Genomic DNA, 12,393 nt, shown 5'->3' with positions numbered 1-12,393 from the left:
GTCAGCCGGCCGCGGTGTCCTTTGCGGCCGAGGTGTCCTTTCTGATCCGGAACCAGTAGAAGCCGTGGCCCGCGAGAGTGAGCAGATAGGGCCACTGGCCGATGGACGGGAATCGCACCCCGCCGATCAGCTCGACCGGATGCCGTCCGCTGAACGCGCGCAGATCGAGCTCGGTGGGCTGCGCGAACCGGGAGAAGTTGTGCACGCAGAGCACGAGATCGTCCTTGTACTCACGGGTGAAGGCGAGCACCGCCGGGTTCGACGACGGTAGTTCGGTGTACGAGCCGAGCCCGAAAGCGCGGTTCTGCTTACGGATCTCGATCATCCGCCGGGTCCAGTGCAGCAGCGAGGACGGCGAGGCCATCGACGCCTCGACATTGGTGACCTGATAGCCGTAGACCGGATCCATGATGGTGGGCAGATAGAGCCGGCCGGGGTCGCAGGAGGAGAATCCGGCGTTCCGGTCGGGCGTCCACTGCATCGGGGTCCGTACGGCGTCCCGGTCGCCCAGCCAGATGTTGTCGCCCATCCCGATCTCGTCGCCGTAATACAGAATCGGCGATCCGGGCAGCGACAGCAGCAGCGCGGTGAAGAGCTCGATCTGATTGCGGTCGTTGTCCAGCAGCGACGCGAGCCGGCGGCGGATGCCGATATTGGCGCGCATCCGCGGGTCCTTGGCGTACTCCGCGTACATGTAGTCGCGCTCTTCGTCCGTGACCATCTCGAGGGTGAGCTCGTCGTGGTTGCGCAGGAAGATGCCCCACTGGCAGTTCTGCGGGATCGCCGGGGTCTTGGAGAGAATTTCGGAGACCGGATAGCGGGACTCGCGCCGTACCGCCATGAAGATCCGCGGCATCACCGGGAAGTGGAACGCCATATGGCATTCGTCGCCGCCGGCCGTGAAGTCGCCGAAGTAGTCGACGACGTCCTCCGGCCACTGGTTGGCCTCGGCGAGGAGCACGGTGTCCGGGTAGTGCGCGTCGATCTCCTTGCGCACCCGCCTGAGGAAGGAGTGGGTGGCGGGCAGGTTCTCGCAGTTGGTGCCCTCCTGTTGGTACAGGTACGGCACGGCGTCGAGACGGAAGCCGTCGATGCCCAGGTCCAGCCAGAAGCGCAGGGCCGAGACGATCTCCTCCTGCACTGCCGGGTTCTCGTAGTTGAGATCCGGCTGGTGGGAGAAGAACCGGTGCCAGTAGTACTGCTTGCGCACCGGGTCGAAGGTCCAGTTGGACGTTTCGGTGTCGACGAAGATGATCCGGGCGTCCTGGTACTGCTTGTCGTCGTCGGCCCAGACGTAGTAGTCGCCGTAGGGTCCCGCGGGGTCGCTGCGGGACTCCTGGAACCACGGGTGCTGATCGCTGGTGTGGTTCATGACGAAGTCGATGATGACGCGCATGCCGCGCTGGTGCGCGGCGTCGACGAACTCCACGAAGTCGGCCAGGTCGCCGAAGTCGGGGAGGACGGCGGTGTAGTCGGAGACGTCGTAACCGCCGTCCCGCAGGGGGGACTTGAAGAATGGCGGCAACCAGAGGCAGTCGACGCCCAGCCACTGCAGATAGTCCAGCTTGGCGGTGATGCCCTTGAGGTCGCCGATGCCGTCGCCGTTGCTGTCCTGGAAGGACCGCACCAGCACTTCGTAGAACACGGCCCGTTTGAACCAGTCGGGGTCGCGGTCCTTGGCGGGGGTGTCCTCGAAAAGGTCGTGGACGGGTTCATTGACGATCATGATGTGGGTGACCCTCCGATCGGCGGGGACGGTCGCAGAACGACGATGTGCGCGGGCGTGATGCCCGGCTCGAGGCGCACATAGTTGGCCCTGCCCCAGTGATAGGTCTCGCCGGTGAGCTCGTCGCGCACCGGTGCGCTCTCGTGCCAGTCGAGGCCGAGTCGCGGCATGTCCAACGAGACCGTGGCCTCCTGGGTGTGGTGGGGGTCGAGGTTGGCGACGACGAGAACAGTGTTCGGTCCCGAAGGGCCCTCGGCGGATTTCGAGTAGGCGATCACCGAGTCGTTGTCGGTGTGGTGGAAGTGGATGTCACGCAACTGCTGCAGCGCGGGGTGGCGGCGCCGGATCCGGTTGAGCGCGGTGATCAGGGGCGTGATGGTGCGACCCTCCCGTTCCGCCGACTCCCAGTCGCGCGGGCGTAGTTGGTACTTTTCCGAGTCCAGATACTCCTCGCTTCCGTCTCGCACGGGGGCGTTTTCGCACAGTTCGTAGCCTGCGTACACACCCCAGGATGGCGACAGTGTCGCGGCGAGCACCGCCCGCACCTCGAACGCCGGACGGCCGCCGTGCTGGAGGTAGGCGTGCAGGATGTCCGGGGTGTTCACAAAGAAGTTGGGGCGCATGTACGAGGCGGCGTCGCCGGAGAGCTCGGTGAGGTACTCGGCGAGCTCCTGCTTGGTGTTGCGCCAGGTGAAGTACGTGTACGACTGCTGGAAGCCGACGGCGGCGAGGGTGTGCATCATCGCCGGGCGGGTGAAGGCCTCGGCCAGGAAGATCACGTCCGGGTCCGAGCGGTTGATGTCCGTGATCACCTTCTCCCAGAAGACGACCGGCTTGGTGTGCGGGTTGTCGACGCGGAAGATCCGTACGCCGTGGTCCATCCAGAAGCGCAGGATGCGCACGGTCTCGTTGACCAGCCCGCGCAGGTCCTGGTCGAAGGCGACCGGGTAGATGTCCTGGTACTTCTTGGGCGGGTTCTCGGCGTAGGCGATGGAGCCGTCGGCGCGGTGGTGGAACCACTCGGGGTGCTTCTCGACCCAGGGGTGGTCCGGCGAGCACTGGAGCGCGAAGTCCAGGGCGACCTCCATGCGCAGGGCGCGCGCCGTCTCGACGAAGTGGTCGAAGTCGTCGAACGTGCCGAGGTCGGGGTGGAGCGCGTCGTGGCCGCCCTCGGCGGAACCGATGGCCCAGGGGACGCCGACATCGTGGGCGCCGGGGGAGAGGGTGTTGTTGGGGCCCTTGCGGTGGGTGGTGCCGATGGGGTGGACGGGCGGCAGGTAGACGACGTCGAATCCCATCGCGGCGACGGCGGGCAGCCGTTCGGCGGCGGTGCGGAAAGTGCCGGACACGGGTGGCCTGCCCTCGGCCACGACGGCGCCCTCGGAGCGTGGGAACAGCTCGTACCAGGAGCCGAAGAGCGCGCGCCGGCGCTCGACGATGAGGGGCAACGGGCGGGAGGCGGTGATCAGTTCGCGCAAGGGGTGACGGGTGAGCGCGGCGCCGGCGTCGGGGGCGAGGGCGGCGGCGAGCCGGGCCGCGGCGGGCCGCGACTCGTCACGCAGCGCGTCGACGGCGGCGAGCACGGCCTCCCGTCCGTCGCGCTTGGGCACGCCGGCGGCGGCGCGCTCGTACAGCGCGGCGCCCTCTGCGAGCACCAGTTCCGTGTCGATGCCGGCGGGGATCTTGATCTGCGCGTGATGCCGCCAGGTGGCGACCGGGTCGCTCCAGGCCTCGACGGCGTACGTCCAGCGCCCTTCGGCGTCCGGAGTGACATCGGCGCCCCACCGGTCGCTGCCGGGCGCGAGTTCGCGCATCGGGCTCCAGGGCCCGGGGCGCCCGCTGGGGTCGCGCAGCACGACGTTTGCGGCGACCGCGTCGTGGCCCTCGCGGAAGACGGTGGCGGTGATCTGGAAGGTCTCACCGGATACGGCTTTTGCGGGCCTTCTTCCGCAGTCGACTTGGGGGCGGACGTCCAGGACGGGAATGCGACCGATCATGAGATCACCTGAGGGCTGTGCGGGCAGGGCGGATTGGGCTGATTGTGCCGTTTGAGGGGTACGGGTGCTTCTTTGTAGCTGCTCGGTCGACGATCGGCGTGCTCCGGGCATGGCCGCTCCTGTCCGCGTTCACTCGGGTGGGCGGAAAAGAATGTTGAGAGGAGTGCGGGGCCGCGTACCGATGAGCCTTCCCCCGGGGTTCGGGTGGGCAATCCGGCGGATTGTTAACTACTAGGGCGTAGGTGGGTGCACAAGGACTTCGCGATGCGCGACTGTCACAAAGACTTCGCGGTGCTCGACCGTCAGAAGGACTCAGCGATGCGCGATTCAGCCCCGCCGGCGATTGAGGCGCGGGGTCCGGGGCGGAGCCCCCGTCGGCCGGGCCGGACAGCACGAGGGCCCCGGCGCCTTTCGCGCCAGGCCCCAACCCGTACCTCCCGTACCGAATTCGACAGCGCCCCCGACCTGCACGCCACCCGTGCGCGGCCACCGGTGCGTCCGCCCCACAAACCGTCAACCAGGGCTCTGACTGCCATTCGGGGGTGCGCGCGCCACGGCTGAATGCCCCGGCGGGCATAGGCCGGACGGCCGTGCGCCGTGGATGCGGGGGCAGGGCCGGCACTACCGTCTGTGGGTGACGGAGAGGCGCACACCGTCGTGCGTCCCCTCGGATGTGTACCTCCCCTGCGAAGGTGGGACCCGTGAAGGCCATTCGTCGATTCACCGTCCGCCCCGTCCTCCCCGAACCGCTCCGACCGCTCAGCGACCTCGCGCGCAATCTGCGCTGGTCCTGGCACACCGAGACCCGTGACCTCTTCCAGTCCGTCGACCCCGAGGGGTGGCAGGCGGCAGGATGCGACCCCGTGCGGCTGCTCGGGTCCGCGTCCGCCGCCCGGCTGGCACAGCTGGCCCAGGACCGCCGCTTCCTGCGCAGACTGGCCGCCGTCGCCGACGACCTGGACGACTACCTGCACGGGCGCAGGTGGTACCAGGCGCACAGCGGCTCCGCCGCGGACCGCGGGCCCACCGGGTCCGAATTCCCGGCAGCGGTCGCCTACTTCTCACCCGAGTTCGGCGTCACCGCCGCACTGCCCCAGTACTCCGGCGGCCTCGGCATCCTCGCCGGCGACCATCTCAAAGCCGCGAGCGACCTCGGCGTACCGCTGATCGGCGTCGGGCTGCTCTACCGCCACGGCTACTTCCGCCAGTCGCTCTCCCGTGACGGCTGGCAGCAGGAGCACTACCCCCTGCTCGACCCCAACGAGCTGCCGCTCAGCCTGCTGCGGGAGCCCGACGGGACACCGGCCCGGGTGTCTCTCGTGCTCACCGGCGGGCGCTCCCTGCACGCCCATATCTGGGTGGCGCAGGTCGGCCGCGTACCACTGCTGATGCTCGACTCCGACGTCGAGGAGAACGGCCCGGGCGAGCGCGACGTCACCGACCGGCTGTACGGCGGCGGCAGCGAGCACCGGTTGCTGCAGGAGATGCTGCTCGGGATCGGAGGCGTACGGGCGGTACGGGCGTACTGCCGGCTGACCGGCCATCCGGCCCCCGAGGTGTTCCACACGAACGAGGGACACGCCGGCTTCCTCGGCCTTGAGCGCATCCGCGAGCTGGGAGAACCCTCCGAACGCGGCGGCCAGGGCCTGGACTTCGACTCCGCGCTGGAGGCCGTGCGCGCCGGGACCGTGTTCACCACCCACACCCCGGTCCCCGCCGGGATCGACCGCTTCGACCGCGAGCTCGTCGCCCGGCACTTCGGGGACCGCGGGGAACTGCCCGGAGTGCCGGTCGAGAAGGTGCTCCAGCTCGGCATGGAGACCTATCCGGGCGGCGAGGCAAATCTGTTCAACATGGCGGTGATGGGGCTGCGGCTCGCCCAGCGCGCCAACGGCGTCTCCACCCTGCACGGCGCCGTCAGCCGCGGCATGTTCGCCGGGCTGTGGCCCGGCTTCGACGCCGAGGAGGTGCCCATCACCTCCGTCACCAACGGTGTGCACGCACCGACCTGGGTGGCCCCCGAGGTGTTCCGGCTCGGCGCGCGCCAGATCGGCACGAGCCGGACCGAGGACGCCCTGTCCGTCGGCGGCTCCGAACGCTGGGACTCCGTCGCCGACATCCCGGACACCGACATCTGGGAGCTGCGCCGGAACCTGCGGGAACAACTGGTCATGGAGGTACGGGACCGGCTGCGGGCCTCCTGGCGGCAGCGCGGCGCGGGCGCCGCGGAACTGGGCTGGATCGACGGGGTGCTTGACCCCGACGTGCTCACCATCGGCTTCGCCCGCCGGGTTCCCTCCTACAAGCGGCTCACCCTCATGCTGCGCGACCGCGACCGGCTGATGGAGATGCTGCTGCATCCGACCAGGCCGGTCCAGATCGTCGTTGCGGGCAAGGCGCACCCGGCGGACGACGGCGGCAAGCGTCTCGTACAGGAGCTGGTGCGGTTCGCGGACGACCCGCGGGTGCGGCACCGGATCGTCTTCCTGCCGGACTACGGCATGGCGATGGCGCAGAAGCTGTATCCCGGCTGCGACGTCTGGCTCAACAACCCGCTGCGCCCCCTGGAGGCGTGCGGGACGAGCGGGATGAAGGCCGCGCTCAACGGCTGCCTCAATCTGTCCGTGCTGGACGGCTGGTGGGACGAGTGGTTCGAGCCGGACTTCGGCTGGGCGATTCCGACGGCAGACGGCTCGGCGACCGATGAGGACCGCCGTGACGAGCTGGAGGCGGGCGCGCTGTACGAGCTGATCGAGAACCGGGTGGCGCCCCGCTTCTACGACCGGGGCGCCGGCGGGCTGCCGCAGCGCTGGATCGAGATGGTCCGCCGCACGCTGACCACGCTCGGCCCCAAGGTGCTCGCAGGCCGCATGGTGCGGGAGTACGTGGAGCGGTTGTACGCCCCCGCCGCCCGGGCCCACCGGTCCATGGACGCGGACGCGGCACGGGAGCTGGCGGCCTGGAAGGCGCGGGTGCGAGGGTCCTGGCCACATGTGGCCGTCGACCATGTGGAGGCGCTTGAGGAGGCCGCGGCGGAGGGCACGGCGGAGCTGGGCGCGACGCTCGCGCTGCGGGTGCGGGTCGCCCTCGGCGAACTCCAGCCGGGCGACGTGGAGGTGCAGGCGGTGGCCGGCCGCGTCGACTCCGACGACGCGATCGCCGACGCCCAGACCTCGCCGCTGAAGCCGGCGGGCGGCCCGGACATGGAGGGCCGCTGGGTCTACGAGGGGCCGCTCTGCCTGGACCGCACGGGTCCGTTCGGCTACACGGTGCGCATCCTGCCGACCCATCCGCAGCTCGCGGCCGGCGCGGACCTGGGGCTGGTGGCGCTGCCGACGGAGGCGACGGGGGAGGGCGCGGGAGTGCTGATGCGCTGACGGGGGGAGGGCGGCGTGGTGGTGCGGTGCACCACCACGCCGCCCCAATTGAAGGTGCCCGGGGGCGTTCGCTCCCCGGGCAGCTTCGGTCGCGGCAGGGCTCAGAAGGTGAGCTTGACGCTGTTGATGTAGCCGGTGTCCAGCCTGGCCTTGTCCTGGACTCGCAGCTTCCAGGCGCCGTTGGCGACCTCGGACGAGGCGTTGACCGTGTAGGTCGCCTGGACGTTGTCCGCCGAGTCGGAGGAGCTGAACGGCTTCAGCGGGTAGACCGTGCCGTCCGGGGCGAGCAGATCGACGACCAGGTCCCCGCGCCAGGTGTGGATGATGTCCACGCCGACCTTGAGGGCGCTCGGGGCGTTGCCCGTGCGGCCGGTGACGCTGACCGTCGAGGTGACCGCGGCACCGACGTCCGGGATGGCGACGTCAGTGGTGTTCTCGAAGACACCGCCCGGATCGGGGTCGCCGCCGCCGGGGCGGGCACCGACATTGATGCCGGCCCAGGCGTCGGTCACGGCCTTGACCTCGGCGCTGGTGGCTCCGTACAGCTCCGTGGCGACCGCGATGGTGCCGGTGCGGGCTGCCGCGTAGTTCGTCGTGGAGTTGAACTTCGTGGTGAGCGCCTTGAACCAGATCAGCGAGGCCTTGTCCCGGCCGATGCCGGTCACGGGCAGACCGTCGGAGGTCGGCGAGTCGTAGTTGACGTCGTTGATGGTCTTGGCGCCGCTGCCCTCGGAGAGCAGGTAGTACCAGTGGTTCGCCGGGCCCGAGGAGTAGTGGACGTCGATCCCGCCGATGCCCGAGTACCAGGCGTCCTTGGACGCGCCGTCCTTGCTCGGCTTGTCCATGTAGCGCAGCGGGGTGCCGTCGCCGTTGATGTCGATCTTCTCGCCGACCAGGTAGTCGCCCTTGTCCTGGGCGCTGTTGGCGTGGAACTCGACGGCGGCGGCGAAGATGTCGGACGTCGCCTCATTGAGGCCGCCGGACTCACCGCTGTAGACGAGCTTCGCGGTGGCGGCGGTGACGCCGTGCGTCATCTCGTGCGCGGCCACGTCGATCGAGGTGAGCGGCTTGGCGTTGCCCGAGCCGTCGCCGTACGTCATGCAGAAGCAGCTGTCCTGCCAGAACGCGTTGACGTAGTTGTTGCCGTAGTGGACCCGGGAGTAGGCGCCGACGCCGTCACCGCGGATGCCGGTCCTGCCCTGCACGTTCTTGTAGTAGTCCCAGGTGATCCCGGCGCCGAACGCGGCGTCGGCACCCGCGGTCTCCGGGTCGGAGGCCTGGCCGTTGCCCCAGATGTCGTCGGGGCCCGAGAACAGCGTCCCGGTGCCCGAGGTGCCGCGGTTGAGGTTGTACGTCTTGGTGCTGCCGCGGCCGCCGTCGGTCAGGTTGTAGGTCGAGCCCGACTGGGTCGAGCCGAGGGAGACCTGGCCGCTGTACTGGGTGTTGCCGGTGCCGTTCTCGACCGCCTGCCACTCGAAGAGCTTCGCTCCGGAAGTGGCGTCGGTGACGACATGCAGCTCGTTCGGCGTGCCGTCGTGCTGGATGCCGCCGACGACCGTCTCGTACGCGAGAGCCGGCTTGCCCTGCGCCAGCCAGACCACCTTGCGCGGAGCGCGGTCGGCCTCGGTCCTCGTGGAACCTTCCGCCCTGGCCGCGCCCAGCGCCTGCTTCTCGGCGGTGGCCGGGGCGACGTCGGCGCTGGTGTCGACGTTCTTGAGGGCCGCGCCGGACGCCTTGGTGACCGATTCGGTCGCGCCCGCCTTGGTCTCGGCGACCACCAAGTCGCCGCCCAGCACCGGGAGTCCGGCGTAGGTGCGCTCGTACCGGGTGTGGGTGGTGCCGTCGCGGTCCTGGGTGACGTCCCGGACGACGAGCTTCTCCTGGGCCGTGAGGCCCAGATCCTTGGCGGTGGCCGAGGTGGTGGCGCTCGCCTTGCGTATCAGCTCGGCGCGCTGCGCGGGGCTGAGCTTGAGCGGCAGCGCGCCGGGGTCCGCCTTCCCCGCCTTCGCCGCCGCGGGTGCGGCGGCGGCCGTCGGATCGGCCGATGAGGTGCCGGTCTGGAATCCGACCGCGAGGAGGGCAGCGGTGGCTATGAGAGCTCCGGTCGCGGTGGTGCGCCGGCGATGCGTGGGTCTCACGCGAACTCCTTCTGCGAGGGGGGTACCGGGCGGCTGGGTGAGGCCGACCGGGCAGAGCATGCGGAGCGTGTGGAGCGTGGATTGGGGGAAGAGTGACAGCCTGAACGGCACATGTCAGGGGCGCGTCAAGGAATTGGCCGGAAATCGTCCGATGCCCGAATAGTCATGTTCGTTAAGCGGACGTTTCGTCGATCATTGCCGCGAAGGCGTCGAGGGTTCGCCGAGCCCGAAATAGAACAGCGTTTCAGCCCCAGTGTGAACTCGCTTATGTGAACTGGGTGTTGAGCGCACGATGGTTCCCGGTCGCGGCGCTCATTTCGAGCATGGCTCGTTCCGTGCCGTCCACTCGTCGTCCCGCATGCCGGTGTCTCACGGCACCGGGCCATGCCGCATCGCCGGACTGCGAGCCGGAGTTGGCGTCCTCACGCGTACGTGCCGCGCTGTGTCAGGCCGCGGGCCTCGGGTCCAGCCACAGGGCCTCGCCCACGGCGCACAACTCGCCGTCGGCTGTTGCCAGGGCCACGCCCAGCGTGTGCTTGCGGCCCGACTCGGCGAGGACCCAGGCGTACGAGATGTGCGGCGACGCCGCGGCGACCGGGCGCAGGAGCGTCGCCGTGAGGGAGGCCGTCACCGCGCCCGAACGCTGGCTGCCGAGCAGCCGGCCCGCCCAGTTGCCCGGGCAGTCCAGTGCCCCCCAGACCAGTTCCGGCGGAAGCAGGCCGTCCGGGTCCGCGAGCGCCGGATCCGGGGTCCAGTCGCAGGCCACCATGTCGCGTCCCGGCACCGGCGTGCAGTGCTGGCGCAGTCCGCGGTCCGGCGTACGGTCCAGTCCGCAGCCGAAGCAGTCGACGAGCCCGGCGGGCGGCGCGGCCCGGAACGCCTCGGCCGCGGCGACCGCCTCGTCCCAGCTCGGCGCGGCCGGAGCGTCGAGGTCCAGTTCGGCAGGGGCGGCAATCGCGAGCGGCAGCCCGGCTTCGCCCAACTGCCAGCCGCCGTCCCCCGTTCCGGCGATCCGCACGGGCACTGCGACCGGCACAGGACCGCGGAAGTCCACTCGAACCGTCTTCGCCCCGGAGCGCTCCGCCAGAACGCCCGCGACGAAGCCGCCGAAAGCCACCTCGGGATAGCCGACATACAGCTCCGGCACCAGGATCACGTCAGGCGTCGAGTCAGTCATGAGCTCCACGATCACACAGATCAGTACGGTCCCGCGATGATCTGCATACCTTCCCGCTGATCGGGGGCCTGCGCCGCACGGCAGTGAACCGGGCGGAAGCCCCGCCTCCGGCTCCCTTCGCCCGGGCGGCGGCCGACCGCGGGCTCAGACGAGGCTGTCGCGCCACGCCCGGTGCAGATCGGCGAACCTCCCCTCCCCACCGATGAGGTCGGCCGGCGCCCCGTCCTCAACGATGCGCCCGTGCTCCATCACAAGCACCCGGTCCGCGATCTCCACCGTCGACAACCGGTGCGCGATGACGACGGCCGTACGGCCGCGCAGCACCGTGTCCATCGCCCGCTGCACCGCCCTTTCCCCCGGGATGTCGAGCGAGCTCGTCGCCTCGTCGAGGATCAGCACCGCCGGATCGGCGAGCAGCGCGCGGGCGAATGCGACCAGCTGACGCTGACCGGCCGAGATGCGGCCGCCCCGTTTGCGTACGTCGGTGTCGTAGCCGTCCGGCAGGCCGCTGATGAAATCGTGCGCGCCGATCGCCTTCGCGGCGCGCTCGATCTCGGCACGCGAAGCCTCCGGCCGTCCGATCGCGATGTTCTCCGCGACCGTCCCGGAGAACAAGAACGCCTCCTGCGTCACCATCACGACCCCGCGCCGCAGCTCCGGCGTGGCCAGATCGCGCAGCTCGACGCCGTCGAGGAGGACCCGGCCCTCGGTGGGGTCGTAGAAGCGGGCCAGCAGCTTGGCCAGCGTGGACTTGCCCGCGCCGGTCGAGCCGACGACGGCGACCGTCTGGCCGGCCGGGATCGTCAGGCCGAAGCGGGGCAGCACCTCGCCGCCGGTGCGGTAGGCGAAGCGGACGTCCTCGAAGACGACCTCGCGGCCGGGGTGGTCGCCGTGCGGGGCGGGCAGCTCCTTGGGATCCCGCGCCTCCGGTACGGACGGCGTCTGGGCCAGCAGGCCGGCGATCTTCTCGAGCGAAGCGGCCGCGGACTGGTAGGAGTTGAGGAACATCCCGAGCCGGTCGATCGGGTCGTAGAGCCGCCGCAGATACAGCACGGCGGCAGCCAGCACGCCGAGCGCGAGAGTGCCGGAGGCGACGCGGTACGCGCCCCACACGACGATCCCGGCGACGGCGGTATTGGCGACGAGCCGGGAGCCGACGACATAGCGCGCCATCTCCAGCAGGCCGTCGCCATTGCTGCGCTCATGGCGGTGGTTGAGGCGCCGGAACTCCACGTCATTGGCGTGCTCGCGCCGGAACGCGCGCACCGGACGGATGCCGTTCATCGTCTCCGCGAACTTCACGATGACCGCGGCGATCAAGGTGGAGCGGGTGCGGAAGACGACGGCGACGCGACGCTGGTAGCGGCGTACGAGCAGATACAGCGGTACGAAGGAGAGCACGGCGAGCGCGCCGAGTCCGAGGTCCAGCCAGAGCAGCATGGCCGAGATGTAGACGAAGGCGAGGACGACCGCGATCAGCTCCTGGAGCCCTTCGCTGAGCAGCTCCCGCAGGGACTCCACGTCGGTGGTCGAGCGGGAGATCAGCCGGCCGGACGTGTAACGCTCGTGGAAGTCGACGCTCAGTGCCTGGGCATGGCGGAAGATCCGGCCGCGCAGGTCGAGGAGGACGTCCTGGTTGACCCGTGCGGAGGTGCGGATGAAGGCGTACTGGAGCAGGCCAGCGCCGAGCGCGCACACGGCGTACCCGATGGCGACCGCGATGAGCGGCCCGTAGTCGTGGCGCCGGAAGGCGGGGACGCCGCGGTCGATGGCGTACGCCACGAGGAGGGGCCCGGCCTGGACGGCGGCCTGCTGGAGCAGCAGGAGGAGCGCGGCCCTCACGACGGGTGCGCGCCGGGCCGCGAGAAGAGAACGCAACAGCGCGCCGGTCGCTCCCTGGGGCGCGGGCAGGGCATCCCGGTCGAAGGGATCGCCCTCGTCCTTAAGGTCACTGGGGGCGGTAGAGGTGGTGGTCATG

The 12,393-nt window shown here is 70.1% G+C and carries 6 protein-coding genes; 1 reads left to right on the top strand and 5 read right to left on the bottom strand.

Going from position 1 to position 12,393, the window contains the following annotated elements:
- Window position 1: 1 nt before the first annotated feature.
- On the bottom strand, window positions 2-1,726 hold the full coding sequence (gene treS, locus J7E87_RS11555) for a maltose alpha-D-glucosyltransferase (RefSeq protein ID WP_215092752.1): 1,725 nt from the start codon (window positions 1,724-1,726) through the stop codon (window positions 2-4).
- Complete coding sequence (locus J7E87_RS11550) at window positions 1,723-3,723, bottom strand: alpha-1,4-glucan--maltose-1-phosphate maltosyltransferase (protein ID WP_215092751.1); 2,001 nt, start codon at window positions 3,721-3,723, stop codon at window positions 1,723-1,725. Before J7E87_RS11550 ends, treS begins: the two co-directional genes overlap by 4 nt.
- Window positions 3,724-4,424: 701 nt before the next feature.
- Between J7E87_RS11550 and glgP the strand changes: the two genes are divergently transcribed.
- Window positions 4,425-7,100: an alpha-glucan family phosphorylase gene (gene glgP, locus J7E87_RS11545; protein WP_215092749.1), complete on the top strand. Its 2,676-nt coding sequence runs from the start codon at window positions 4,425-4,427 to the stop codon at window positions 7,098-7,100.
- A 101-nt stretch (window positions 7,101-7,201) separates the two neighbouring features.
- On the opposite strand, the gene J7E87_RS11540 is transcribed toward glgP, so the two are convergent.
- From J7E87_RS11540 to J7E87_RS11530, 3 genes are all read right to left on the bottom strand, one after another.
- The gene (locus tag J7E87_RS11540) at window positions 7,202-9,238 is read right to left on the bottom strand and encodes a M4 family metallopeptidase (RefSeq protein WP_215092747.1); all 2,037 of its coding nucleotides are present in this window, start codon (window positions 9,236-9,238) and stop codon (window positions 7,202-7,204) included.
- Window positions 9,239-9,683: 445 nt separating this feature from the next.
- Window positions 9,684-10,415, bottom strand: coding sequence for a hotdog fold domain-containing protein (locus tag J7E87_RS11535; protein ID WP_215092745.1), 732 nt, complete (start codon window positions 10,413-10,415; stop codon window positions 9,684-9,686).
- Between the two features lie 144 nt (window positions 10,416-10,559).
- Window positions 10,560-12,392 carry an ABC transporter ATP-binding protein gene (locus J7E87_RS11530; RefSeq protein WP_215092743.1) on the bottom strand — a complete coding sequence of 611 codons (1,833 nt, stop codon included), beginning with the start codon at window positions 12,390-12,392 and terminating at the stop codon, window positions 10,560-10,562.
- Between the last annotated feature and the right edge of the window lies 1 nt (window position 12,393).

The sequence above is a fragment of the Streptomyces sp. ISL-1 genome, assembly GCF_018614585.1.
Classification (GTDB): Bacteria; Actinomycetota; Actinomycetes; order Streptomycetales; family Streptomycetaceae; genus Streptomyces; species Streptomyces maoxianensis.
Note: the sequence above shows the minus strand (reverse complement) of the source record. Positions and strands in the feature narration are given on the sequence as shown.

Coding starts and splice junctions, on each gene's coding strand:
- treS (WP_215092752.1), bottom strand. CDS start 1,726: ATGATCGTCAATGAACCCGTCCACGACCTTTTCGAGGACACCCCCGCC.
- J7E87_RS11535 (WP_215092745.1), bottom strand. CDS start 10,415: ATGACTGACTCGACGCCTGACGTGATCCTGGTGCCGGAGCTGTATGTC.
- J7E87_RS11530 (WP_215092743.1), bottom strand. CDS start 12,392: ATGACCACCACCTCTACCGCCCCCAGTGACCTTAAGGACGAGGGCGAT.
- J7E87_RS11550 (WP_215092751.1), bottom strand. CDS start 3,723: ATGATCGGTCGCATTCCCGTCCTGGACGTCCGCCCCCAAGTCGACTGC.